21 protein-coding genes are annotated in these 24,724 nt (G+C 69.0%); 12 read left to right on the top strand and 9 right to left on the bottom strand.

The window, feature by feature from the left end; translation table 11 throughout:
- The first annotated feature begins 50 nt into the window (after positions 1 to 50).
- The 5 genes from OG956_RS17540 (at position 51) to trxA (ending at position 4,916) form a co-directional block, all read left to right on the top strand.
- A complete protein-coding gene (locus OG956_RS17540; RefSeq protein WP_330338912.1) occupies positions 51 to 1,772 on the top strand; it encodes a protein kinase family protein in 1,722 nt (573 codons plus the stop codon).
- Between the two features lie 26 nt (positions 1,773 to 1,798).
- Entirely contained in the window at positions 1,799 to 2,524 is a 726-nt protein-coding gene (sigM, locus tag OG956_RS17535) for an RNA polymerase sigma factor SigM (protein ID WP_330338911.1), read from the top strand.
- Positions 2,521 to 3,414, top strand: a complete 894-nt coding sequence (locus OG956_RS17530; RefSeq protein ID WP_330338910.1) for an anti-sigma factor family protein — start codon at positions 2,521 to 2,523, stop codon at positions 3,412 to 3,414. The genes sigM and OG956_RS17530 overlap by 4 nt, the downstream gene beginning before the upstream one ends.
- Before the next feature lie 154 nt (positions 3,415 to 3,568).
- Complete coding sequence (trxB, locus tag OG956_RS17525; protein WP_330338909.1) at positions 3,569 to 4,540, top strand: thioredoxin-disulfide reductase; 972 nt, start codon at positions 3,569 to 3,571, stop codon at positions 4,538 to 4,540.
- Positions 4,541 to 4,586: 46 nt separating this feature from the next.
- On the top strand, positions 4,587 to 4,916 hold the full coding sequence (gene trxA / locus OG956_RS17520) for a thioredoxin (protein ID WP_330338908.1): 330 nt from the start codon (positions 4,587 to 4,589) through the stop codon (positions 4,914 to 4,916).
- Positions 4,917 to 4,985: 69 nt separating this feature from the next.
- Here trxA and OG956_RS17515 read toward each other — a convergent pair whose 3' ends face one another.
- The 9 genes from OG956_RS17515 to rpmH all read right to left on the bottom strand — a co-directional run bounded on the left by OG956_RS17515 (position 4,986) and on the right by rpmH (position 12,054).
- The gene (locus OG956_RS17515) at positions 4,986 to 5,603 is read right to left on the bottom strand and encodes a GNAT family N-acetyltransferase (protein ID WP_330338907.1); all 618 of its coding nucleotides are present in this window, start codon (positions 5,601 to 5,603) and stop codon (positions 4,986 to 4,988) included.
- 320 nt (positions 5,604 to 5,923) lie between these two features.
- Positions 5,924 to 7,021 (bottom strand): ParB/RepB/Spo0J family partition protein, encoded by a 1,098-nt coding sequence (locus OG956_RS17510; protein ID WP_330338906.1) that lies wholly within the window; start codon positions 7,019 to 7,021, stop codon positions 5,924 to 5,926.
- A complete protein-coding gene (locus OG956_RS17505) occupies positions 7,018 to 8,091 on the bottom strand; it encodes a ParA family protein (RefSeq protein ID WP_330342874.1) in 1,074 nt (357 codons plus the stop codon). Before OG956_RS17505 ends, OG956_RS17510 begins: the two co-directional genes overlap by 4 nt.
- A 397-nt stretch (positions 8,092 to 8,488) precedes the next feature.
- On the bottom strand, positions 8,489 to 9,205 hold the full coding sequence (rsmG, locus tag OG956_RS17500) for a 16S rRNA (guanine(527)-N(7))-methyltransferase RsmG (protein ID WP_330338905.1): 717 nt from the start codon (positions 9,203 to 9,205) through the stop codon (positions 8,489 to 8,491).
- A 117-nt stretch (positions 9,206 to 9,322) separates the two neighbouring features.
- Positions 9,323 to 9,835 (bottom strand): Jag family protein, encoded by a 513-nt coding sequence (locus OG956_RS17495; protein ID WP_330338904.1) that lies wholly within the window; start codon positions 9,833 to 9,835, stop codon positions 9,323 to 9,325.
- 15 nt (positions 9,836 to 9,850) lie between these two features.
- Positions 9,851 to 11,149 (bottom strand): membrane protein insertase YidC, encoded by a 1,299-nt coding sequence (gene yidC / locus OG956_RS17490; protein ID WP_330338903.1) that lies wholly within the window; start codon positions 11,147 to 11,149, stop codon positions 9,851 to 9,853.
- A gap of 3 nt (positions 11,150 to 11,152) precedes the next feature.
- A complete protein-coding gene (gene yidD / locus OG956_RS17485) occupies positions 11,153 to 11,527 on the bottom strand; it encodes a membrane protein insertion efficiency factor YidD (RefSeq protein ID WP_330338902.1) in 375 nt (124 codons plus the stop codon).
- A complete protein-coding gene (gene rnpA, locus OG956_RS17480) occupies positions 11,524 to 11,895 on the bottom strand; it encodes a ribonuclease P protein component (RefSeq protein ID WP_330338901.1) in 372 nt (123 codons plus the stop codon). The genes yidD and rnpA overlap by 4 nt, the downstream gene beginning before the upstream one ends.
- Before the next feature lie 21 nt (positions 11,896 to 11,916).
- Positions 11,917 to 12,054 carry a 50S ribosomal protein L34 gene (gene rpmH / locus OG956_RS17475; RefSeq protein WP_003956500.1) on the bottom strand — a complete coding sequence of 46 codons (138 nt, stop codon included), beginning with the start codon at positions 12,052 to 12,054 and terminating at the stop codon, positions 11,917 to 11,919.
- 398 nt (positions 12,055 to 12,452) lie between these two features.
- Between rpmH and dnaA the strand changes: the two genes are divergently transcribed.
- From dnaA to gyrA, 7 genes are all read left to right on the top strand, one after another.
- Positions 12,453 to 14,411 carry a chromosomal replication initiator protein DnaA gene (gene dnaA, locus OG956_RS17470; RefSeq protein ID WP_330338900.1) on the top strand — a complete coding sequence of 653 codons (1,959 nt, stop codon included), beginning with the start codon at positions 12,453 to 12,455 and terminating at the stop codon, positions 14,409 to 14,411.
- Positions 14,412 to 15,545: 1,134 nt separating this feature from the next.
- Positions 15,546 to 16,676, top strand: coding sequence for a DNA polymerase III subunit beta (dnaN, locus tag OG956_RS17465; protein WP_330338899.1), 1,131 nt, complete (start codon positions 15,546 to 15,548; stop codon positions 16,674 to 16,676).
- Positions 16,677 to 16,860: 184 nt separating this feature from the next.
- Positions 16,861 to 17,736 (top strand): phosphogluconate dehydrogenase (NAD(+)-dependent, decarboxylating), encoded by an 876-nt coding sequence (gene gnd, locus OG956_RS17460; protein ID WP_330338898.1) that lies wholly within the window; start codon positions 16,861 to 16,863, stop codon positions 17,734 to 17,736.
- A gap of 154 nt (positions 17,737 to 17,890) precedes the next feature.
- A complete protein-coding gene (recF, locus tag OG956_RS17455; RefSeq protein ID WP_330338897.1) occupies positions 17,891 to 19,012 on the top strand; it encodes a DNA replication/repair protein RecF in 1,122 nt (373 codons plus the stop codon).
- Positions 19,009 to 19,581 (top strand): DUF721 domain-containing protein, encoded by a 573-nt coding sequence (locus tag OG956_RS17450; RefSeq protein ID WP_443065572.1) that lies wholly within the window; start codon positions 19,009 to 19,011, stop codon positions 19,579 to 19,581. Before recF ends, OG956_RS17450 begins: the two co-directional genes overlap by 4 nt.
- 396 nt (positions 19,582 to 19,977) lie before the next feature.
- Positions 19,978 to 22,077 carry a DNA topoisomerase (ATP-hydrolyzing) subunit B gene (gyrB, locus tag OG956_RS17445; protein ID WP_330338896.1) on the top strand — a complete coding sequence of 700 codons (2,100 nt, stop codon included), beginning with the start codon at positions 19,978 to 19,980 and terminating at the stop codon, positions 22,075 to 22,077.
- Between the two features lie 42 nt (positions 22,078 to 22,119).
- A complete protein-coding gene (gyrA, locus tag OG956_RS17440) occupies positions 22,120 to 24,714 on the top strand; it encodes a DNA gyrase subunit A (RefSeq protein ID WP_330338895.1) in 2,595 nt (864 codons plus the stop codon).
- The last annotated feature ends 10 nt before the right edge of the window (positions 24,715 to 24,724 follow it).

Raw genomic sequence — 24,724 nt, 5'->3', positions numbered from 1 at the left:
TTGGTTTCGGCGTCGGACAGCGCGCAACGGATGGGGAGGCAGGGACGACGGTGGCGGAACGGAGCACGGCTGCCGTCGACGTGGCAGACAACAGCGGTGAGCAGCCGCTGACCGCCAAGGCGGACCAGTCCACGGCCGACGGGGTGGCCAAGAACCCGGAGCGGGACACGGACAGCGATCAGGCACAGGGGAGCGGCGGGCCCGAGGGTTCCGGAAAGAAGGCTTCGCCTCCTGAACTGCACAGCGGTCACAAGCTCGCCAGACGCTACCGGCTGGAGGAGTGCGTCACCCGTCTGGACGGATTCAGCAGTTGGCGTGCGGTCGACGAGAAACTCCGTCGGGCCGTCGGCGTCCACATCCTTCCCTCGGATCACACGCGGGCCCGTTCCGTGCTCGCCGCCGCCCGTGCCTCCGCGCTGCTCGGCGACCCCCGTTTCGTCCAGGTCCTCGACGCCGTCGAGGAGAACGACCTCGTCTATGTCGTGCACGAGTGGCTGCCCGACGCCACCGAGCTGACCACGCTCCTCACGGCAGGCCCGCTGGAGCCGCACGACGCCTACCAGATGGTCAGTCAGATCGCCTCCGCCATGGCCGCCGCCCACCGCGAGGGCCTCGCCCACCTCCGGCTCAACCCCAACGCCGTCCTGCGCACCTCCACCGGCCAGTGGCGCATCCGGGGCCTCGCCGTGAACGCCGCGCTGCGCGGCATCAGCTCCGACACCCCGCAGCGCACCGACACCGAGTCGATCGGCGCCCTGCTGTACGCCGCCCTGACCCAGCGCTGGCCGTACGAGAACGATGCGTACGGTCTGTCCGGGCTGCCCAAGGACGTCGGCCTCATCGCACCGGACCAGGTGCGGGCCGGTGTTCACCGGGGTCTGTCCGAACTGGCCATGCGTGCCCTCGCCAACGACGGCGCCACCGCCTCCCGCCATGAGGCTCCGTGCACCACGCCGGAGGAGCTGGTGAAGGCGATCGGCGAGATGCCGCGCATCCGCCCGCCGGAGCCGGCGTTCACGGCCCCGCCGGAGTACCAGCGCACGACCTACCAGCAGGGCACCTACGGCCGTCCGGGGCCGCTCCCCGGCGCCACCCAGCCCATCACCACCCCGCCGCCCCCGCTGCAGAGCCGTACCGGCAAGGCGCTGAAGTGGGCGGTCTCCGCCCTTCTCATCGCCGCTCTCGGCCTGGGCAGCTGGCAGTTGGCGGACGCGCTGATGGACCAGAGCGGCAAGTCCGACGACACCAACAAGAGCCAGCAGACCGACGACGGGGACAAGGGCGCCGCGCAGCCCAAGCCGACGCCGATAAGCATCAAGGGCAGTCAGGAATTCGTCGCCGAGGGAGACGCACAGCACCCCGGTGACGTGGCCAAGACGTACGACGGGAACCCGTCGACCTACTGGCGCACCAAGACCTTCAACGAAGGTCCGACCATCGCTCCCTACAAGCCGGGCGTCGGCATCGTCTACGACCTCGGCTCGGCGAAGTCCCTCAGCACGGCCACCATCAGCCTGCGCTACCCCGGCGACCACACCACGGTCGAGCTGTACTCGGCCGACTCGCTGACACCCCCGTCCCTGGACTCGATGCACCAGATCGGCAAGGTCACGACCAGCGGCACCACCGCGACGGTCAAGGTCAGCAAGCCGGCGAAGACGCAGTACGTCCTCGTGTGGCTGACGGCCGTGCCGTACTCGGGTGCGGACCCGAGCGCGTATGCCGGCGCCGGCTACAAGCAGGCCATCGGCGAAGTGAAGTTCACGGGCTGACGTCTCACCCGGACCGGAGGGGGCAGATGGCGGAGGGCGCCGGATACGACGGAGTGAGCGACAAGGAGCTGCTCGCTCGCCACGTGGAAGGCGACTCCGGTGCCTTCGGTGAGATCGTGCGGCGGCATCGGGACCGGCTCTGGGCGGTCGCGCTGCGAACGCTGGGGGACCGTGAGGAGGCCGCCGACGCGGTGCAGGACGCCCTGGTGTCGGCGTACCGGGCTGCCCATACCTTCCGGGGCCAGTCGGCCGTCACGACGTGGCTGCACCGGATCACGGTGAACGCCTGCCTGGACCGTGCCCGCAAGATGGCCTCGCGGAAGACCTCGCCGGTCGACGACACCGAGCGGCTGGAGCAGCTCCTGGAGCCGCACGAGTCGGCCTCGGCGCCCGCCGAACGCAACGACGTCCACCGCCAGCTCCTGGAAGCTCTCGGCACACTCCCGCACGACCAGCGTGCCGCCCTGGTCCTCGTCGACATGCAGGGGTACCCCGTGGCCGAAGCCGCCCGGATCCTCGATGTGCCGACGGGCACGGTGAAGAGCCGGTGCGCCCGGGGCAGAGCCCGGCTGCTGCCCTTGCTCACCCATCTACGGCCCGAGGGTTCCGGAAGCGGAAAAGAACCCGGCCCGGGACGGAACCGGGTGCAGGGGACATCCGTCCCACCGGCAACGGGGTCTCCCGGGGAGAGCCCGGAGGACCCAGGACCGAGCGATTCAGCCGTAGTGAAGGGCGGAGGTGGGCGAGCGTGACTTCCACGACAGACGCGGCCGGGCACCCGGACGTCGCGGAGATCTCCGACCTCACCGAAGGCCTGCTTCCTCCGGACCGCGGCGCGGACATACAGCGCCATCTGGAGGCCTGCGAGCTGTGCGCGGACGTCCAGGCCTCCCTGGAGGAGATCCGGGGACTGCTGGGATCCGCGCCGGATGCGGAGCTCATGCCTGCCGACGTGGCCACGCGGATCGATGCCGCTCTCGCCGCCGAGGCCTTGCCCAGCGGCTCGCGGGACACCACCGAAGACCATGTTTCACGTGAAACATCGATCCCGCTTGATCGCCCCGCCGATCGCCCCTCCGGGCGCCCACAGGCTACGACCGGACCGGGACGGAAGAAGAGCGGGCGCGGTCGACGACGCAGGGCCGTTCTGGGCACGGTACTCACCGCTGCCGTCCTGGGGGTCGGCTCTCTGGTCTTCCAGTCACTCTCCGGCGGCACGTCCGACACGACGGCGCACGGCACGCCCAGCCCGTCCGTGAGTGCGTTCTCCGGAACCAGCGTCGAGAACCAGGTCCGCGATCTACTCTCCACGAAGAAGGCACAGCGGGGCAACAGCAGCCAGCATCCGCGGTCCGGGCTCACCGGCGGTGAGAACACCCCGCAGGGCACCGAGAGCGCCAATACGCTGCTTCAGACGGAGATCCCCGTCCCCGACTGCGTCCGCCGGGCCATCCCGCGGGGTGATCAGGCCCTGGCCGCCAAGACCGGTACCTACGCCGGGAAGAGCGCCTACCTCGTCGTTCTGCCGGACCGCGACGACAGCACACGCGTCACCGTCTATATCGTCGATGCGGCATGCATAGGCCGCCAGAACGGCGCCGCCGGCACCGTGCTTCTGAAGCACTCTTTCGCCCGGCCCTGAGTCTGTTGGAGGCTGCGTCAGTCATCCCGCCCGGCATGCGTGTGCCCTGACACAGTGGGAATGCGCGCCCCGTAGGATCCGTTGGGTGGGGTGAGAGTCCTGAAAGGGGCTCCCGCCGGTCGACTGACGCAGACCAGAGACGAGGAATCAAGCCGTGAGCGACGTCCGTAACGTGATCATCATCGGCTCCGGGCCCGCAGGCTACACGGCGGCGCTCTACACCGCCCGTGCGTCGCTGAAGCCCCTGGTGTTCGAGGGCGCCGTCACCGCCGGTGGCGCGCTGATGAACACCACCGAGGTCGAGAACTTCCCGGGCTTCCGCGACGGCATCATGGGCCCCGACCTCATGGACAACATGCGGGCGCAGGCCGAGCGCTTCGGCGCCGAGCTCGTTCCGGACGACATCGTCTCCGTCGACCTCACCGGTGAGATCAAGACCGTCACGGACACCGCCGGCACGGTCCACCAGGCGAAGGCCGTCATCGTCGCCACCGGCTCGCAGCACCGCAAGCTGGGCCTGCCGAACGAGGACGCCCTCTCCGGCCGTGGTGTCTCCTGGTGCGCGACCTGTGACGGGTTCTTCTTCAAGGACCAGGACATCGCCGTGATCGGTGGTGGTGACACCGCGATGGAGGAGGCCACCTTCCTCTCGCGGTTCGCCAAGTCCGTAACGATCGTCCACCGGCGGGATACCCTGCGTGCCTCCAAGGCCATGCAGGAGCGCGCCTTCGGCGACCCGAAGATCAAGTTCGTCTGGGACAGCGAGGTCGCCGAGATCCAGGGTGAGCAGAAGCTGTCCGGTCTCAAGCTGCGCAACGTCAAGACGGGCGAGCTGTCCGAGCTGCCGGTGACCGGTCTGTTCATTGCGATCGGCCACGACCCGCGCACCGAGCTCTTCAAGGGCCAGCTGGACCTGGACGAGGAGGGCTACCTGAAGGTGGCTTCCCCGTCCACCCGCACCAATGTGACCGGTGTCTTCGCCGCCGGTGACGTGGTCGACCACACGTACCGCCAGGCGATCACCGCCGCCGGCACCGGCTGCTCCGCCGCTCTGGACGCCGAGCGCTTCCTCGCTGCCCTCGCGGACGAGGACAAGGCCGAGCCCGAGAAGACCGCCGCCGTCTGACCTTCCCTTCCCCGCCCCACCGCACGATCAAGTTGAGGAGCCCGCTGTGGCCGACCTGAAGAACGTGACCGACGCTTCCTTCGACGAGGACGTCCTGAAGAGCGACAAGCCCGTCCTGGTGGACTTCTGGGCCGCCTGGTGCGGTCCCTGCCGCCAGATCGCCCCGTCTCTCGAGGCGATCGCCAAGGAGCACGGCGACAAGATCGAGGTCGTCAAGCTGAACATCGACGAGAACCCGGGTACGGCCGCCAAGTATGGCGTCATGTCCATCCCGACCCTGAACGTCTACCAGGGTGGCGAGGTCGTCAAGACCATCGTCGGCGCCAAGCCGAAGGCGGCGATCGAGCGGGACCTCGCCGACTTCATCGCCGAGTGACGTTTCACGTGAAACACGAATGGGCCAACCCCGACGGGTTGGCCCATTCGCTTGCGTCGGCGCGCTGAGCTACAGCGGCCTGAGCGCCGGTTCCTTCTGGACTGCTCCGAGGAGCCTGTCGAGCGCCATCTCCACGTCTTCCTTCCAGGAGAGCGTCGAGCGCAGCTCCAGTCGCAGCCGGGGATGCGTGGGATGCTGCCGGACGGTCTTGAACCCCACGGCCAGCAGATGGTCCGCTGGAAGGAGACAGGCGGGCTCCTCCCACCGGGCGTCACCGAAGGCCTCGATCGCCTTGAAGCCCCGGCGCAGCAGATCCTTGGCGACCGTCTGCACCAGTACCCGCCCCAGTCCCTGGCCCTGGTACCCGGGCATGACGAACGCCGTCATCAGCTGCACGGCGTCCGGTGAGACAGGGCTGGTGGGGAAGGCCGTCGAGCGCGGGACATAAGCCGGAGGGGCATAGAGAACGAAACCCACCGGCACGTCGTCGACGTACACCACCCGGCCGCACGAGCCCCAGTCCAGCAGGACAGCGGAGATCCAGGCCTCCTTCTCCAGTGCCGCGGTGCCCGCCTTTACCGCCGCTTCTCCGCTGACGGGGTCGAGCTCCCAGAAGACGCACGATCGGCAGCGGTGGGGGAGGTCCTGAAGGTTGTCCAGCGTGAGCGGCACGAGCCGACGCCCCATGAAGGCTGTTCCTCGCTTCCTTCGCCCGCCGCCTCTCGAGCGGCTGTCAGAGCACTGCGTTCCCTGAGCAGGCTGCCGACGAATCCGCCGACCGCTCCCAGGCTCAGGGCCGCGCTCACCAGTCCTGTGCGGCTCATCGATCGCATGGCCCCGACTCCCCACTCAGAGGTGCAGATGCTGTCCGGTGGATGCGCCATACCCGTTCGCATCGTATCCACGATGTGATTCGCTCGATACTGCCTCAAAGCAAAGAGCGGGCCGTGTTCCGGTACACACCGGACACGGCCCGCCTGCTTCATACCCGAGGGGGCAGCCGAAGATCAGTCGTCCTGTTCCTCGGTCGCGCTCTGCAGCTCCTGCTGCAGCACCGGTCCCTCGTCCGGAGCCAGGGTGCTCAGAATCCGCTGGAGATCGTCCACCGAGGCGAACTCCACGGTGATCTTGCCCTTCTTCTGGCCGAGGTCTACCTTCACCCGAGTCTCGAAGCGGTCCGACAGCCGGGTCGCCAGCTCGTTCAGCGCCGGGGAGAGCCGGGAGCCGGCCCGCGGTCCCTTCGGGCGCTGAGGCTTCTGGGGCCGCGAGCCCATGAGGGTCACGATCTCCTCGACGGCACGCACCGACAGCCCCTCGGCCACGATGCGGTGGGCCAGCCGGTCCTGCTCCTCCGAGTCCTCGATGGACAGCAGGGCCCTGGCATGCCCGGCGGAGAGAACACCGGCGGCCACCCGCTTCTGGACAGCCGGAGAGAGCTTCAGCAGACGCAGCGTGTTGGAGACCTGGGGCCGGGAGCGCCCGATCCGGTCGGCCAGCTGGTCGTGCGTGCAGTTGAAGTCCTTCAGCAGCTGGTCGTAGGCAGCAGCCTCTTCCAGCGGGTTCAGCTGCGCGCGGTGCAGGTTCTCCAGGAGCGCGTCCAGGAGGAGCTTCTCGTCCTCCGTGGCCCGGACGATCGCCGGGATGGCCTCCAGGCCGGCCTCACGGCAGGCCCGCCACCGGCGCTCGCCCATGATCAGCTCATAGCGGGCGGGCCCCAGCTGCCGTACGACGACGGGCTGCAGGAGACCGACCTCCTTGATGGAGGTGACCAGCTCCTGAAGCGCGTCCTCGTCGAAGACATCACGGGGCTGGCGCGGGTTGGGCGAGATGGCGTCAAGAGGGATCTCGGCGAAGTGCGCGCCCATCGGAGGCGCCGGCACCTCCGCAGCGGCGCTCGCCGGAGACTCCTCGGTTTCCTGTGAAACAGGCGACAGGGCGGCCACCTTCGCCGCGGCCACCCCCCGGTCGGTCGTCAGCACCGGGACGGCCGCGGCAGAGGCGGAGGCTCCGCCACCCAGACCGGCCGGAGCCGGGTTCTTCTCGGTCGGGGCAGCCGGGATCAGTGCGCCGAGTCCACGGCCCAGCCCCCTCCGTCGCTCACTCACTGGATCCCCTCCACCATGCTTGGATCGTTCTGGGCGCCGATGTGGGCCTGGCCGGCGTCATAGCTGATGCCGATGCCCTTCAGCGCGATTTCTCGGGCCGCCTCGAGGTACGAGAGGGCACCGCTCGAACCAGGATCGTAAGTCAGCACCGTCTGTCCGTAGCTCGGCGCCTCGGAAATACGGACCGAGCGGGGAATGCTCGTCCGCAGCACCTCGTCGCCGAAGTGGGTGCGCACCTCTTCCGCGACCTGGGAGGCGAGCCGCGTCCGGCCGTCGTACATGGTGAGCAGGATGGTCGACACATGCAGCGTGGGGTTGAGGTGCCCCCGCACCAGGTCGACGTTGCGCAGCAGTTGACCCAGACCCTCGAGTGCGTAGTACTCGCACTGGATCGGGATGAGGACTTCCTGGCCGGCCACCAGCGCGTTGACCGTCAACAGGCCGAGCGAGGGCGGGCAGTCGATGAGGATGTAGTCCAACGGCTGCTCGTAGGCCTGGATGGCCCGCTGCAGCCGGCTCTCACGGGCCACCAGCGACACCAGCTCGATCTCCGCACCGGCGAGATCGATGGTGGCGGGGGCGCAGAAGAGGCCTTCCACATCCGGGACCGGCTGGACGACCTCGGCGAGAGGCTTGCTTTCCACCAACACGTCGTAGATGGAAGGAACTTCGGCGTGGTGGTCGATCCCGAGGGCGGTGGACGCGTTGCCCTGCGGGTCGAGGTCGATCACCAGGACACGGCCGCCGTGCAGAGCCAGCGAAGCGGCAAGGTTGACGGTGGTCGTCGTCTTGCCCACGCCGCCCTTCTGGTTGGCGACCACGATGACTCTGGTCTGCTCAGGCCGTGGCAGACCTTCGCCGGCGCGGCCCAGAGCCTCTACCGCCAGTTGGGCCGCACGACCGATCGGAGTGTCGTCCATCGGAGGTGGTGTTTCACGTGAAACATCCGCCCCCATCGACTCGGTACGGGGACCGGGGACCGGATCGGTCATCGGTCCCGCGATGTTGGCGTCGGACCGCAAGGATTCACTCTCCTCGACTTCAGGCTCGCAATGAACAGAGCCTCCCATGCCTTCGGGGTCGTGAACCAGTGAGGCCTGGCGTTCTGTGGAGAAATCCACCTCTGTGGACAACTCCGTGCCCCGGGAGAGGGACTCATTGCCCCGAGGGAGAGGCGGGGCTTCCCGGGAGAGAGGCGAAGGCCCCTGGGAGGCAGGCTCCTCTCCCAGGGAACCGAGGGGCTTGCGGTCGCGAGGTTCGGCCGCAGCGCGGCCGCGACTGATGATCCCGTGCAGCAGTGAGCGACGTTTCACGTGAAACACGATGCACAGCGGCGGCGACCTGACCTCTGCGACACTCCGGCCTGCGTAGGTTTGGCACCTTGTGTGGAGTACGTCTCCTCGTCAGAAGGGGGTGGGGAACGCCTCCGCTTCTGATCAACGGCGGCGACGCGTTCTCCGCTCCTGATCAACGGCGGCGACGCGTCCGGCCCGTCCTGGCGGCCTTGGCACGCTTGGCCGCGAACCGCACACCGCCCGGGCTCTCCCCGACCTCGACCCGCACCACAGTGGACATCGGGTCCACGATGCCCTCACCCACATGCAGGATCGACGTCTCGACCGCACCGAGCCTGCTCAGCGCGGTGGCCGCGGCCTTCAGCTCCTCCTCCGCGGTGTCTCCCTTCAGCGCCAGCATCTCGCCGTAAGGACGCAGCAGCGGAATGCCCCAGGCCGCCAGCCGGTCCAGCGGAGCCACGGCCCGGGCGGTCACCACGTGCACCGGCGGCAGCTTGCCCAGGACCTCCTCGGCACGGCCCCGCACCACGGTGACATGGTCCAGGCCGAGCAGCTCGACGACCTCGGTGAGGAAGTTGGTGCGTCGCAGCAGCGGCTCCAGCAGGGTGATGTTCAGGTCGTCCCGGACCAGGGCCAAGGGGATACCCGGCAGTCCGGCACCGGAGCCGACATCGCAGACCGTCACTCCCTCGGGGACGGCCTCGGAGAGCACCGCGCAGTTCAGCAGATGCCGCTCCCACAGGCGGGGCACTTCCCGCGGTCCGATCAGACCACGCTGCACGCCCGCCTCGGCGAGCAGCTCCGCATAGCGGACCGCATCGGCGAAGCGATCACCAAACACTTCCCGCGCCTGCTCGGGCGCGGGGGGAAGCTCCGCTGCCTCCGTCACGGGGACCGTCCTTCCGTACAGCGCCGGCGCTTCGCGCACCGGCCACCAGAACTACCAGGCTGACAAAGTTCGGCCCCGTCTGCTGAACAGACGGGGCCGGTGAAACGTGGGGGCCGATCAGGCCGGCAGCACGACGACGAACCGCTGCGGCTCCTCGCCCTCGGACTCGCTGCGCAGTCCTGCGGCCTTGACCGCGTCGTGTACGACCTTGCGCTCGAACGGGGTCATCGGCTTGAGCTTGACGGGCTCGCCCGTGTTCTTCGCCTCGGCAGCCGCCTTGGCACCGATCTCGGACAGCTCGGCCCGCTTCCTGGCCCGGTAACCCGCGATGTCCAGCATCAGCCGGCTGCGGTCACCGGTCTCCCGGTGCACCGCCAGGCGCGTCAGCTCCTGCAGCGCCTCCAGCACCTCGCCGTCCCGGCCGACCAGCTTCTGCAGGTCACGGCTGCCGGTGTCGCTGATGATCGACACGGAGGCGCGGTCGGCCTCGACGTCCATGTCGATGTCGCCGTCGAGGTCGGCGATGTCCAGCAGACCCTCCAGGTAGTCCGCCGCGATCTCACCCTCCTGCTCCAGGCGGGTCAGGGCGTCTGCACCGTCGGCAGCGGCGGAGGTGGTGCCTTCCGTCACGGGATGGGCTCCTTCTTACTTCTTGGACGGGGACTTGGGCCGCTGCGGACCACCCTTGCGCTGGCCGGACTGGGCCTTGCTGCGGGTGCCGGAGCCGGGCTTCGGGGCCTGCTGGGCCGCGGCGGGCTTGCTGTCCTGCGGCTCGTCGGACTTCTCCAGCGAGGTGGACGAGGTGGACCCGCCCGCCTGCTTGGCCGCGCCGGACTGGCGCTGGGCCTTGGACTGGCGCTTGGGCTGCTGGCGCCGGGCAGCGGCGGATCCCGCTCCGGCGCCGGTGGCCGAGGTGGCCTCCGCACCGTCCACGGTCTCTGCCGCGGCCTGCGCCGTGCTCTTCACCACGCTGCCGTCGGCCTGCGCGGCGAGGCCGGCCTTGTTCAGCGCGTTGATGAACTTGCGCTCGAACTCGTTGCGGTCGCGGCCCTTGGCGACGATCGCCTTGACGATGGCCTTCTCGCTGCGCCGGCGGACCTTGCCGTGGTGCGTGACGTGCTTGGTCAGACGCTCCAGGTAGGCGGCCTGGGCCTTGGAACCCGGGGTCGGGTTGTTGTGGATGACGTACATCTGCTGGCCCATGGTCCACACGTTGGTGGTCAGCCAGTAGACGAGGACACCGACCGGGAAGTTGATGCCGAACACGGCGAACATGACCGGGAAGACGTACATCAGCATCTTCTGCTGCTGCATGAACGGCGTCTTCACCGTCGTGTCGACGTTCTTCGTCATCAGCTGGCGCTGCGTGTAGAACTGCGAGAACGACATCAGGACGATCATGACCGCGGTCACGACCCGGACGTCGGTCAGCGTGGCGCCCAGCGCCGCGACCTTGTCCGAGCTGTCCATGAACTTCGCGGCGAGCGGGGCGCCGAAGATGTGCGCCTTACGGGCGCTGGCGAGCAGCGGCTCGTTGATGGCGCCGATCTTGCTGCCCGTCGCGATGCCGTTGAGCACGTGGTACAGGGCGAAGAAGAACGGGGACTGCGCCAGGATGGGAAGGCACGAGGAGAGCGGGTTGGTACCCGACTCCTTGTACAGCTTCATCATCTCTTCCGACTGGCGCTGCCGGTCGTTCTTGTAGCGCTCCTGGATCTTCTTCATCTCCGGCTGGAGCGTCTGCATCGCGCGCGTCGCCTTGATCTGCTTCACGAAGAGCGGAACCAGGCAGATGCGGATGAGGATCACCAGGGACACGATGGACAGGCCCCAGGCCCACCCGGTGTCAGGTCCGAAGATCGCCCCGTACACCTTGTGGAACTGGACGATGACCCAGGAGACGGGCCAGGTGATGAAACTGAAAAGGCTGGCAATCGTGTCCACTAATCATGCTCCTTGGGCATGGGACGAGGTCTCTGCGGCCGGGCTCGGGGGGAGCTCGGAAGCAGGGCTTCCGGACTCCGTTCCGGTGGCCGGTTCGGCGGCGGAGGGCCCCGCCTTGCGTGCGCGCCAAGCGTTGCGCAGCATTTCGTGCCACCGCGGACGCTTGCGCGGCGGGACGTGGTCCACACCACCGAGCGACCACGGATTGCACCGGAGGATGCGCCAGGCGGTGAGTGCCGTTCCCTTGATGGCACCGTGCCGGTCGATGGCCGTGTAGCCGTAGTGGGAGCACGACGGGTAGTACTTGCACACCGGCCCCAGCAGTGGACTGATCGTCCACTGGTACAACTTGATCAGAGCCAGCAGCGGGTACTTCATCGCGCGCCCCCTCCCAGCAGCCGCTGTAGGGCGGCATCCAGGTCTCGGGCCAGCTGTGCGTGGTCCGCGCCGCCCGCCTCGGGCAGCGCTCGTACGACTACCAGGCTACCGGGGGGAAACAGGGCTACTCGGTCACGCATCAGATGACGCAGTCTGCGCTTCACTTTGTTGCGCACGACCGCGCCACCCACGGCCTTGCTCACGACGAAACCCGCACGCGTCGGGGGAGCGCTCTCCCCAGGCGCGTGCGGGTCCGTGGCACCGCTACGAAGGTGGACGACGAGAGTCGGGCGGCCTGCCCGGCGTCCTCGTCGAACCGCGGTCGCGAAGTCCTCGCGCCGCCTCAGCCGGTTCTCGGTGGGCAGCACGACGTCATGACCTGATCGGGATCAGGCGGACAGACGGGCGCGACCCTTGCTGCGGCGGGACGCGAGAATCGCGCGGCCGGCACGGGTGCGCATACGCAGCCGGAAGCCGTGGGTCTTCGCGCGACGACGGTTGTTCGGCTGGAAGGTGCGCTTGCTCACTCGGGGGCTCCAGAAAGAAATCGGTAGTTGCGGGGTGCCGTCTTGGCTGTCACCGTGCGCCCACGAGTAGCTCGCGTCACGCCCGAGTGCACCGCTTCCCGATCACCTGACGTGACCTGTGCCCATCGGAGGCAGGCGGCAGCAGCCATCGACAACTCGACCTGGTTACGGTACGCGGGGCTGCGCCATCCGGTCAAACCGGGGGTCACGGAGAGACACTATCCACAGGCTGGGGACAACAACTTGAACCGTACCCGCCGCGCTGACTACCGTGGCTGAACTCCGATTCGTTCTTTTGTCCCCCGCCCCGGCGGGTTTGACCCACCGACCACCCGAAGTACCCCCCCCGACCCGTCCCGCGATCACACGTTCGTGGGACCTGTGAGAGAGCGTGCCCTGTGGCTGACGTACCCGCCGATCTTGCCGCAGTGTGGCCGCGAGTACTGGAGCAGCTCCTCGGAGAAGGCCGCGGACAGGGTGTCGAGGCGAAGGACGAGCACTGGATCCGGCGCTGCCAGCCGCTCGCGCTGGTCGCGGACACCGCCCTGCTCGCCGTACCGAACGAATTCGCGAAGGGCGTACTGGAGGGCCGTCTCGCGCCGATCGTCAGCGAGACGCTGAGCCGCGAGTGCGGCCGCCCCATCCGGATCGCGATCACCGTGGACGACTCCGCGGGCGAGCCGCCGGCACCCGCGGCGCCGGTGCAGCAGCCGCCCAAGCCGCGCTACGAAGAGCCGGAGCTGCCGTCCGGCCCGTCCTACGAGGAGCGGTCGTACGACGGGTACGGCCGCCACCGCGCCGCCGACCCCTCGCCGGCCGAGCAGCAGTCCCGCGACCAGCTCCCCGTCGTGCGCCCGGCGTACCCCTCCGAGTACCAGCGCCGCGAGCCCGGCGCCTGGCCGCGGCCCACGCAGGACGAGTACAGCTGGCAGCAGCCGCGGCTCGGCTTCCCCGAGCGCGACCCGTACGCGTCGCCGTCGTCCCAGGACGCCTACGGCTCCGGCCCCGACGGCTACGGCCCGCCGTCCCCGGACTACCGCTCACCGGGCATGGACCGGCCGTCGTACGAGCAGCAGCGCGGTGAGTACGACGCCCCGCGCGCGGACTACGACGCGGGGCGCGGGGACTACGACTCCGCGCGCCCCGAGTACGAGCCCCCACGGGCCGAGTACGACCAGCGCGACCCCGTCCGCCGCGAGCTGCCCGAGCAGCCTGCCGGCGGCCCCGTCCACCGGGGGGGTCCCGGTCGGCCGGACCTGCCCGCCACCGGCGCGCCCGGCCCGCTGGCCGCACAGCCCGCGCCGGCGGGCGGGCCCGGTGAGCCCACCGCACGGCTGAACCCGAAGTACCTGTTCGACACGTTCGTCATCGGCGCCTCCAACCGGTTCGCGCACGCCGCCGCGGTGGCCGTCGCCGAGGCGCCGGCGAAGGCGTACAACCCCCTGTTCATCTACGGGGAGTCCGGGCTCGGCAAGACGCATCTGCTGCACGCCATCGGGCACTACGCGCGCAGCCTGTACCCCGGCACGCGCGTGCGGTACGTCAGCTCCGAGGAGTTCACCAACGAGTTCATCAACTCCATCCGCGACGGCAAGGGCGACAGCTTCCGCAAGCGCTACCGCGAGATGGACATCCTGCTCGTCGACGACATCCAGTTCCTCGCGGACAAGGAGTCGACGCAGGAGGAGTTCTTCCACACCTTCAACACCCTTCACAACGCCAACAAGCAGATCGTGCTGTCCTCCGACCGGCCGCCCAAGCAGCTGGTCACGCTGGAGGACCGGCTGCGGAACCGTTTCGAGTGGGGGCTGATCACCGACGTCCAGCCGCCCGAGCTGGAGACGCGCATCGCGATCCTGCGCAAGAAGGCGGTGCAGGAGCAGCTCAACGCCCCGCCGGAGGTGCTGGAGTTCATCGCCTCGCGGATCTCGCGGAACATCCGTGAGCTGGAGGGCGCGCTGATCCGGGTGACGGCGTTCGCCTCCCTCAACCGGCAGCCGGTGGACCTCGGGCTGACCGAGATCGTCCTGAAGGACCTGATCCCCGGCGGCGAGGACTCGGCACCCGAGATCACGGCCACCGCGATCATGGCGGCCACCGCCGACTACTTCGGGCTGACGGTGGAGGACCTGTGCGGCACCTCGCGGGGGCGCGCGCTGGTCACCGCGCGGCAGATCGCCATGTATCTGTGCCGCGAGCTGACCGATCTGTCGCTGCCGAAGATCGGGGCGCAGTTCGGGGGGCGGGATCACACGACTGTCATGCACGCCGATCGCAAGATCCGTGCGCTGATGGCCGAGCGTCGGTCGATCTACAACCAGGTGACCGAGCTGACGAACCGGATCAAGAACGGCTGACCGGCGGCTGCCGCCGGCCTCGCCGACGGGTGAGGGCGCCTTCGGGACGCGTGTCCCGGGGGCGCCCTTTGCCATGCCCGGCGGTCCACAGTGGGCGGCGCCCTTGTGGGCGCCCGGCGCCGCGACCGGTCATGGGCGGTCTCCCTGGTCCGCGCCGGCACCGATGGCCGCGCGCCCACCTGTGCGCCCACCAGTGCGTCCACCGGTGCCGCCCGGGGGCCCCGGCTCTTGAGGCGCTGGGGGAGGCACGACTGCGCGCCGGGACGGGCACGGCGGCCGGGCCGCGGCGGCTGACTGCCGCAGCCGCGCCGGGCACGGTCGCGGTCGCGGTCGCGGTCGCGGTCGCGGGGAGCGTTGTCCGGGCGTTGCCAGGTGTTCGAATTCCTGCCGGGTTACGGCCATCCTCCACAGATTCGGTGACTTTCTTCCGTCCACACGCTGGGGACTGCCGAGTTGTCCCGAGCGGCGTCCACAGGGAGGCTGTTCATAGGGGATCCGCCCAGGTCAGACCCCTGTGGAATCGTGGACGAATGATCTCCACAGACTGTGGACAGAGCGGAGATCCACAGGCTGTGCACGAGGTTTTCCACCGGCGGCCCACAGGCCGGGACCGGTTGTCCCCAGTGATCTCCGGCTTCTCCACATGGCTGTCCACTGTTCGGCAACGCGACGCCCCCTCTCACCGCGTCGAGTGAAAGCCGTCACACCAAGGTGCCGGATTGGGGTGTGGGAAACCTGGGTAAACCTGGGGACGCAGCTGGGGAGAACCACCCTCGGGCTGTGGGCGGTGTGTGCAGAACTTTCCGTTCTCCACAGACGCCCCTGGTTGTCCACCGGCGCCGCCCACAGGACCCGTGGATAAAATCTCGGCTCTGAACTGGGCAAACGCGGTTATCCACGGTATCCACAGCCCCTACTACTACTCCCGACTAGAGATAGCTCGGCATTCGTTTCGAAGCGGGGGCTGTGCACAACTCGCCGTCTCGTGCCCGGCTGCCTCTTGGAGCGACTTGACCCCGACGGGCACCTACTGTCAGTGCGGTGCGTCAGACTGGTCCCCGGTGTCCTTCCCTTCGCAGTGGGCGGCGACACCGAGTCGGAGGACTCAGTAGCAACAGCAGGAGGCGGCTTACGGTGAAGATCCGGGTGGAACGCGACGTACTCGCGGAGGCAGTGGCGTGGGCGGCACGCAGCCTCCCGGCCCGTCCGCCGGCGCCTGTCCTCGCCGGCCTCCTCCTCAGGGCCGAGGACGGCCAGCTGAGCCTGTCGAGCTTCGACTACGAGGTCTCCGCGCGCGTATCCGTGGAAGCCGAGGTCGAGGAGGAGGGCACCGTCCTCGTCTCCGGCCGGCTGCTCGCGGACATCTCCCGCGCCCTCCCCAACCGCCCGGTGGAGATTTCCACAGACGGTGTACGGGCGACCGTGGTCTGCGGGTCCTCCCGGTTCACCCTGCACACCCTGCCTGTGGAGGAGTACCCGGCGCTGCCGCAGATGCCGAACGCCACGGGCACCGTCCCCGGCGAGGTCTTCGCGGCCGCCGTCTCCCAGGTCGCCATCGCCGCCGGACGTGACGACACGCTGCCCGTCCTCACCGGTGTGCGCATCGAGATCGAGGGCGACACGGTCACGCTGGCCTCCACCGACCGCTACCGCTTCGCCGTCCGCGAGTTCCTGTGGAAGCCGGAGAACCCGGACGCCTCCGCGGTCGCCCTGGTCCCGGCCAAGACGCTGCTGGACACCGCCAAGTCGCTCGGCGCAGGGGACAGCGTCACCCTGGCGCTGTCCGGCTCGGGCGCCGGTGAGGGCCTGATCGGTTTCGAGGGCGCCGGGCGTCGTACGACCACGCGGCTGCTCGAGGGCGACCTGCCGAAGTACCGCACGCTGTTCCCGACCGAGTTCAACTCCGTCGCCGTGATCGAGACGGCGCCCTTCGTGGAGGCCGTCAAGCGTGTGGCGCTGGTGGCCGAGCGGAACACCCCGGTGCGGCTGAGCTTCGAGCAGGGCGTGCTGATCCTCGAGGCCGGGTCCAGCGACGACGCACAGGCTGTGGAAAGGGTCGACGCCCAGCTGGACGGCGACGACATCTCCATCGCCTTCAACCCGACGTTCCTGCTGGACGGCCTGAGCGCGATCGACTCCCCGGTGGCCCAGCTGTCGTTCACGACGTCCACCAAGCCGGCGCTGCTCAGCGGCAAGCCCGCGGTGGACGCCGAGGCCGACGACGCCTACAAGTACCTGATCATGCCGGTGCGGCTGAGCGGCTGACCGTTTTCCACAGCTGTGCACAGCGCCGGGCGCCCGCTGTGGACGCCCGGCGCCTGTGTCGGCCGGTGCTGGTTTCCGCAGGTGAGCGCGTATGCCCACAGCTGTGCACGAAGGGTCGCGATTAGGCTCGGCACGGCACGAAGGTGCCTCACACGCCACACAGCGACCTTAAGGAACACAACTGATGGAGCTCGGTCTCGTCGGCCTCGGCAAGATGGGCGGCAACATGCGCGAGCGGATCCGCCGCGCGGGCCACACCGTCATCGGATACGACCACAACGCGGATCTCGCGGATGTCCACAGCCTGGAAGAGCTTGTGGGCAAGCTCAGCGGCCCGCGCGTGGTCTGGGTGATGGTGCCGGCCGGCGAGCCCACCCAGTCGACCATCGACCGGCTCGCCGAGCTGCTGGAGCCCGGCGACGTGGTCGTGGACGGCGGCAACTCCCGCTGGACGGACGACGAGAAGCACGCCGAGGAGCTGGCGGCCAAGGGCATAGGCTTCGTCGACTGCGGCGTCTCCGGCGGCGTCTGGGGCCTGGAGAACGGCTACGCGCTGATGTACGGCGGTGACGCGGAGAACGTCGCCAAGGTGCAGCCGATCTTCGACGCGCTGAAGCCGGAGGGCGACTTCGGTTCGGTGCACGCGGGCAAGGTCGGCGCGGGCCACTTCGCGAAGATGGTCCACAACGGCATCGAGTACGCGATGATGCAGGCCTACGCCGAGGGCTGGGAGCTGCTGGAGAAGGTCGACTCCGTGGAGAACGTCCGCGAGGTCTTCCGCTCCTGGCAGGAGGGCACCGTCATCCGCTCCTGGCTGCTCGACCTCGCGGTCAACGCGCTGGACGACGACGAGCACCTGGAGGGCCTGCGCGGTTATGCACAGGACTCCGGTGAGGGACGCTGGACTGTGGAGGCCGCGATCGACAACGCGGTGCCGCTGCCGGCGATCACCGCGTCGCTGTTCGCGCGGTTCTCCTCCCGCCAGGAGGACTCGCCGCAGATGAAGATGATCGCCGCGCTGCGCAACCAGTTCGGCGGCCACGCCGTGGCGAAGAAGTGATCCACAGGGATCCGCACAGTCCCTAGGGATCCACAGAACACAGAGGAATCCACAGAAGCCGTGGGAATCCACAGGGCTCGCTCCGCGGGCCCGTGATTCCCAGCCCGTCGATCCACAGCCCGTCAGCACTCCGAGGAAGGCCGGCGAAACGACCATGCACGTCACGCATCTTTCGCTGGCCGACTTCCGCTCGTACGCCCGGGCCGAGGTCCCGCTCGACCCGGGCGTCACCGCGTTCGTCGGCCCCAACGGGCAGGGCAAGACGAATCTGGTCGAAGCGGTCGGATACCTGGCCACGCTCGGCAGCCACCGGGTCGCCTCGGACGCTCCGCTCGTCCGCATGGGCGCCGAGCGCGCCGTCATCCGGGCGCAGGTCCGGCAGGGCGACCGGCAGCAGCTGGTCGAGCTGGAGCTGAACCCGGGCAAGGCCAACCGCGCCCGTATCAACCGGTCCTCGCAGGTCAGGCCCAGGGACGTGCTGGGGATCGTACGGACCGTGCTGTTCGCGCCCGAGGATCTCGCCCTGGTCAAGGGCGATCCCGGCGAACGGCGGCGGTTCCTCGACGAGTTGATCACCGCTCGGTCGCCGCGCATGGCCGGGGTGCGCTCCGACTACGAGCGCGTCCTCAAGCAGCGCAACACCCTGCTCAAGACCGCCGCCCTGGCGCGCCGGCACGGCGGGCGGTCCATGGACTTGTCCACACTCGACGTGTGGGACCAGCATCTCGCGCGCGCGGGCGCCGAGTTGCTCGCCCAGCGCCTCGACCTGATCGCCGCGCTGCAGCCGCTGGCCGACAAGGCGTACGAGCAACTGGCTCCTGGCGGCGGCCCGCTGGCGCTGGAGTACAAGCCGTCCGCGCTCGGTGAGGCCCAAGCGCGCGAGGATCTCTACGCCCAGCTGATGGCGGCGCTGGCCCAGGCCCGCAAGCAGGAGATCGAACGCGGGGTCACCCTGGTGGGCCCGCACCGCGACGACCTGGTCCTCAAACTGGGTCAGCTGCCCGCCAAGGGGTACGCCTCGCACGGCGAGTCCTGGTCCTACGCGCTCGCCCTGCGCCTGGCCTCCTACGACCTGCTGCGGGCCGAGGGCAACGAGCCGGTGCTGGTCCTGGACGACGTCTTCGCCGAGCTGGACGCGCGGCGCCGGGACCGGCTGGCCGAGCTGGTCGCGCCCGGCGAGCAGGTGCTGGTCACCGCCGCCGTGGAAGACGACGTACCGCGGATGCTGGCCGGGGCGCGGTACACCGTGTCCGGAGGGACGGTGGAGCGCGTATGAGCACCGACGAACCCACCCCGAAGGCCGACGGAGCCACCCCCAGGAAGATGCCGGACAAGAAGGTGCCCGAACCCTCCGGTGTCGACCTCGCGCGCGTGGCGCTGCGCGCGGCGAAGGAGCAGGCACGCGCGCGTGGGGACGCGGCGCGGCAGAAGAAGCAGGCCCGGCGCGGCGGCGGGCTGCGCTCCGGGGCGCGTGCGGACGGCCGCGACCCGATGGCGCTGGGCGCGGCGATCAACCGGCTGCTGACCGAGCGCGGCTGGGAGACGCCCGCGGCGGTGGGCGGCGTGATGGGCCGCTGGCCGCAGATCGTCGGCGAGGACCTGGCCAAGCACTGCGTGCCGCAGCGGTACGACGAGGACGAGCGCGTGCTGGTCGTGCAGTGCGACTCGACGGCCTGGGCGACCCAGCTGCGCCATCTCGCGCCCGCGCTGGTCGCCCGGCTCAACGAGGACCTGGGGCACGGCACGGTACGGATGATCAAGGTGCTGAACCCGGGCGGTCCGGCCCGGCGCTACGGCCCGCTGCGGGCCCCGGGAAGCTCCGGACCCGGCGATACGTACGGCTGACGTACGGGCCGACGTAAGGGTGACGTACATCACGTCATAGAGGTGACCATGCTGTCGGCGCGGCACCCCGTCGCCGGTGCGGACGGGGTCCGCGGCACGGCCGGACCGCCATCTGACCCCCCAGTAGCCAAGGGTTGACGGCTCGAAGCGCTGAGTGCCGCTGTGAGCCCCTTGGAGCCCCCATCCGTATATCGGGACCCGATCGAGGCCGGTTCAGGGCGGCACATGGGGACTCAGGTACCGGCAAACCCCCATCGATGTCAGACCTACCGGTAGACTGGAAGACAATCCCGCCCCAACGTGGGGACCGCCCGGGAAAAGCTGAGCAACGCTGATCAAGGCTTACCACCGCAACATGCCGCAGCCGCTCCGGCAACCTGCCGACGAGCCCGGCTCGTGCTGTGCCAGAAAGGGCGCTTCGTGGCCGATTCCGGCAACCCCAACGAGAACATCCCGTCCACCGACGCCGGCGTGAACGCCGAGGCCGCCACCGAGGCCTCCGCCCGCAGCGAGGCCACCGCCTCGACGTCGTACGACGCCAGCGCCATCACCGTGCTCGAAGGGCTGGACGCGGTCCGCAAGCGGCCCGGCATGTACATCGGTTCCACGGGCGAGCGCGGTCTGCACCACCTGGTGTACGAGGTCGTCGACAACTCGGTCGACGAGGCGCTGGCCGGGTACGCGGACACGATCGACGTCACGATCCTCGCCGACGGCGGCGTCCGGGTCGTCGACAACGGCCGTGGCATCCCGGTGGGCATCGTGCCCTCCGAGGGCAAGCCGGCCGTGGAGGTCGTGCTGACCGTGCTCCACGCGGGCGGCAAGTTCGGAGGCGGCGGGTACGCCGTCTCCGGCGGTCTGCACGGTGTGGGCGTGTCCGTCGTGAACGCGCTGTCCACGAAGGTCGCCGTCGAGGTGAAGACCGACGGGTACCGGTGGACGCAGGACTACAAGATGGGCGTTCCCACCGCCCCGCTGGCCAAGCACGAGGCGACCGAGGAGACCGGCACGTCGGTCACCTTCTGGGCCGACCCGGAGATCTTCGAGACCACCGAGTACTCCTTCGAGACGCTGTCGCGGCGTTTCCAGGAGATGGCGTTCCTCAACAAGGGCCTGACGATCAGGCTCACCGACGAGCGCGAGTCGGCGAAGGCCACCAGCGGCGCCGACGAGGCGGGTGCGGACGAGAAGGCCGAGGTCAAGACCGTCACGTACTACTACGAGGGCGGCATCGTCGACTTCGTGAAGTACCTCAACTCCCGCAAGGGAGAGGTCGTGCACCCCACCGTCATCGACCTGGAGGCGGAGGACAAGGACAAGAGCCTGTCCCTCGAGGTCGCGATGCAGTGGAACAGCGGCTACAGCGAGGGTGTGTACTCGTTCGCGAACATCATCCACACCCACGAGGGCGGTACGCACGAAGAGGGCTTCCGCGCCGCGCTGACCTCGCTGATCAACAAGTACGCGCGCGACAAGAAGCTGCTGCGCGAGAAGGACGACAACCTCACCGGTGACGACATCCGCGAGGGCCTGACCGCGATCATCTCGGTCAAGCTGAGCGAGCCGCAGTTCGAGGGCCAGACGAAGACCAAGCTGGGCAACACGGAGGCCAAGACCTTCGTGCAGAAGGCGGTCTACGAACACCTCAACGACTGGCTGGACCGCAACCCGGTCGAGGCCGCGGACATCGTCCGCAAGGGCATCCAGGCGGCCACCGCGCGCGTGGCGGCCCGCAAGGCCCGCGACCTGACCCGGCGCAAGGGCCTGCTGGAGTCGGCGTCGCTGCCGGGCAAGCTGGCCGACTGCCAGTCCAACGACCCCACCAAGTGCGAGATCTTCATCGTCGAGGGCGACTCCGCCGGCGGCTCGGCCAAGTCCGGCCGGAACCCGCAGTACCAGGCGATCCTCCCGATCCGCGGCAAGATCCTCAACGTGGAGAAGGCCAGGATCGACAAGATCCTGCAGAACCAGGAGATCCAGGCGCTGATCTCCGCCTTCGGCACGGGCGTGCACGAGGACTTCGACATCGAGAAGCTCCGCTACCACAAGATCATCCTGATGGCGGACGCCGACGTCGACGGCCAGCACATCAGCACCCTGCTGCTGACCTTCCTGTTCCGCTTCATGCGGCCGCTGGTCGAGGCCGGGCACGTGTACCTGTCCCGCCCCCCGCTGTACAAGATCAAGTGGGGCCGGGACGACGTGGAGTACGCCTACTCGGACCGTGAGCGCGACGCACTGATCGAGATGGGCCGCCAGCGCGGCAAGCGCGTCCGCGAGGACTCGATCCAGCGCTTCAAGGGCCTCGGCGAGATGAACGCCGAGGAGCTGCGTGTGACCACGATGGACCAGGAGCACCGGGTCCTCGGCCAGGTCACCCTGGACGACGCCGCCCAGGCCGACGACCTGTTCTCGGTCCTGATGGGCGAGGACGTCGAGGCCCGCCGCCAGTTCATCCAGCGCAACGCCAAGGACGTCCGCTTCCTCGACATCTGAGTCGGTCTCAGCTGACCGCACCAGGAAGGATCTTCACCAGCAATGGCCGACGAGAACACCCCAGAGACTCCTGAGACCGAGGGCGGCGAACTCGCCATGCGCGTCGAGCCCGTCGGGCTCGAGACGGAGATGCAGCGCTCGTACCTGGACTACGCGATGTCCGTCATCGTGTCCCGTGCGCTGCCCGACGTCCGGGACGGCCTGAAGCCCGTCCACCGGCGCGTGCTGTACGCGATGTACGACGGCGGCTACCGCCCCGACCGCGGCTTCTACAAGTGCGCCCGTGTCGTCGGCGACGTCATGGGCAACTACCACCCGCACGGCGACAGTTCGATCTACGACGCGCTGGTGCGGCTCGCCCAGCCGTGGTCGATGCGGATGCCGCTGGTGGACTCCAACGGCAACTTCGGCTCCCCGGGCAACGACCCGGCGGCCGCCATGCGGTACACCGAGTGCAAGATGGCGCCGCTGTCGATGGAGATGGTCCGCGACATCGACGAGGAGACCGTCGACTTCACGGACAACTACGACGGCCGCTCCCAGGAGCCGACCGTCCTGCCCGCCCGCTTCCCGAACCTGCTGATCAACGGCTCGGCCGGTATCGCGGTCGGCATGGCCACCAACATCCCGCCGCACAACCTGCGCGAGGTCGCGGCCGGCGCCCAGTGGTACCTGGAGAACCCGGACGTCAGCCACGAGGAGCTGCTGGACGCGCTCATGGAGCGCATCAAGGGCCCCGACTTTCCGACCGGCGCCCTGGTGGTGGGCCGCAAGGGCATCGAGGAGGCGTACCGCACCGGGCGCGGCTCCATCACGATGCGCGCGGTGGTCGAGGTCGAGGAGATCCAGGGCCGGCAGTGCCTGGTCGTGACCGAACTGCCGTACCAGGTCAACCCGGACAACCTGGCGCAGAAGATTGCCGACCTGGTCAAGGACGGCAAGATCGGCGGCATCGCCGACGTCCGCGACGAGACGTCGTCCCGTACGGGCCAGCGCCTGGTCATCGTGCTCAAGCGCGACGCGGTCGCCAAGGTCGTCCTGAACAACCTGTACAAGCACACCGACCTGCAGACCAACTTCGGCGCCAACATGCTGGCGCTGGTCGACGGCGTGCCGCGCACGCTGTCCCTGGACGCGTTCATCCGGCACTGGGTGGCGCACCAGATCGAGGTCATCGTCCGCCGTACCCGCTTCCGGCTGCGCAAGGCCGAGGAGCGCGCGCACATCCTGCGCGGTCTGCTGAAGGCCCTGGACGCCATCGACGAGGTCATCGCGCTGATCCGGCGCAGCGAGACCGTCGACATCGCGCGCAGCGGCCTGATGGACCTGCTGGAGATCGACGAGCTCCAGGCCAACGCGATCCTCGAGATGCAGCTGCGGCGCCTGGCGGCCCTGGAGCGGCAGAAGATCGTCCAAGAGCACGACGAACTCCAGGCGAAGATCAACGAGTACAACGAGATCCTCGCCTCCCCGGTCCGCCAGCGCGGCATCGTCAGCGAGGAACTGGCCGCCATCGTCGAGAAGTACGGCGACGACCGCCAGACCAAGCTGATCCCGTACGAGGGCGACATGTCCATCGAGGACCTGATCGCCGAGGAGGACATCGTCGTCACGGTCACCCGCGGCGGCTATGTCAAGCGGACCAAGACGGACGACTACCGGGCGCAGAAGCGCGGCGGCAAGGGCGTGCGGGGCACGAAGCTGAAGGAAGACGACATCGTCGACCACTTCTTCGTCTCCACCACGCACCACTGGCTGCTGTTCTTCACCAACAAGGGCCGGGTGTACCGGGCGAAGGCGTACGAGCTGCCCGAGGCCGGCCGGGACGCGCGCGGCCAGCACGTGGCGAACCTGCTCGCCTTCCAGCCGGACGAGGCGATCGCCGAGATCCTCGCCATCCGCGACTACGAGGCGGCGCCGTACCTGGTCCTCGCGACCAAGTCCGGTCTGGTCAAGAAGACGCCTCTGAAGGATTACGATTCGCCCCGCTCCGGCGGCGTGATCGCGATCAATCTGCGGGAGCGCGAGGACGGCACGGGCGACGAGCTGATCGGCGCCGAGCTGGTCTCGGCGGACGACGATCTGCTGCTGATCAGCAAGAAGGCGCAGTCGATCCGGTTCACCGCCTCCGACGAGTCCCTGCGTCCGATGGGCCGCGCCACCTCCGGCGTGAAGGGCATGAGTTTCCGCGAAGGCGATGAACTTCTGTCGATGAATGTTGTTCGGCCGGGTACGTTCGTGTTCACTGCCACCGACGGCGGGTACGCGAAGCGGACCGCCGTCGACGAGTACCGCGTCCAGGGCCGCGGCGGCCTCGGCATCAAGGCCGCCAAGATCGTGGAGGACCGCGGTTCGCTCGTCGGAGCGCTGGTCGTCGAGGAGACCGACGAGATCCTCGCGATCACGCTCTCCGGCGGCGTGATCCGTACACGGGTCAATGAGATCAGGGAGACGGGCCGTGACACCATGGGCGTCCAACTGATCAACCTGGGCAAGCGCGATGCCGTGGTCGGCATCGCACGCAACGCCGAGGCGGGGCGCGAGGCGGAGGAGGTCGACGGCGAGGAAGCCGCCGACACCGCCGAGGGTGTCCAGGCCGGCGGCACGGACGAGGGTGAGGCGCCCTCGGCCGAGTAGCACGAGGAGT

Origin of the sequence: Streptomyces sp. NBC_00557 (assembly GCF_036345995.1) — a bacterium.
Lineage (GTDB): Bacteria > Actinomycetota > Actinomycetes > Streptomycetales > Streptomycetaceae > Streptomyces.
The sequence above is the reverse complement of the archived record's forward strand: the minus strand, read 5'-3'. Positions and strand labels throughout refer to the sequence as shown.

Bases quoted from the DNA above. Each gene is read 5' to 3' on its own strand.
- sigM (WP_330338911.1), top strand. From the start codon at position 1,799: ATGGCGGAGGGCGCCGGATACGACGGAGTGAGCGACAAGGAGCTGCTC.
- OG956_RS17515 (WP_330338907.1), bottom strand. From the start codon at position 5,603: ATGGGGCGTCGGCTCGTGCCGCTCACGCTGGACAACCTTCAGGACCTC.
- OG956_RS17505 (WP_330342874.1), bottom strand. From the start codon at position 8,091: ATGGGAGGCTCTGTTCATTGCGAGCCTGAAGTCGAGGAGAGTGAATCC.
- yidD (WP_330338902.1), bottom strand. From the start codon at position 11,527: ATGAAGTACCCGCTGCTGGCTCTGATCAAGTTGTACCAGTGGACGATC.
- gnd (WP_330338898.1), top strand. From the start codon at position 16,861: ATGGAGCTCGGTCTCGTCGGCCTCGGCAAGATGGGCGGCAACATGCGC.
- recF (WP_330338897.1), top strand. From the start codon at position 17,891: ATGCACGTCACGCATCTTTCGCTGGCCGACTTCCGCTCGTACGCCCGG.
- OG956_RS17450 (WP_443065572.1), top strand. From the start codon at position 19,009: ATGAGCACCGACGAACCCACCCCGAAGGCCGACGGAGCCACCCCCAGG.
- gyrA (WP_330338895.1), top strand. From the start codon at position 22,120: ATGGCCGACGAGAACACCCCAGAGACTCCTGAGACCGAGGGCGGCGAA.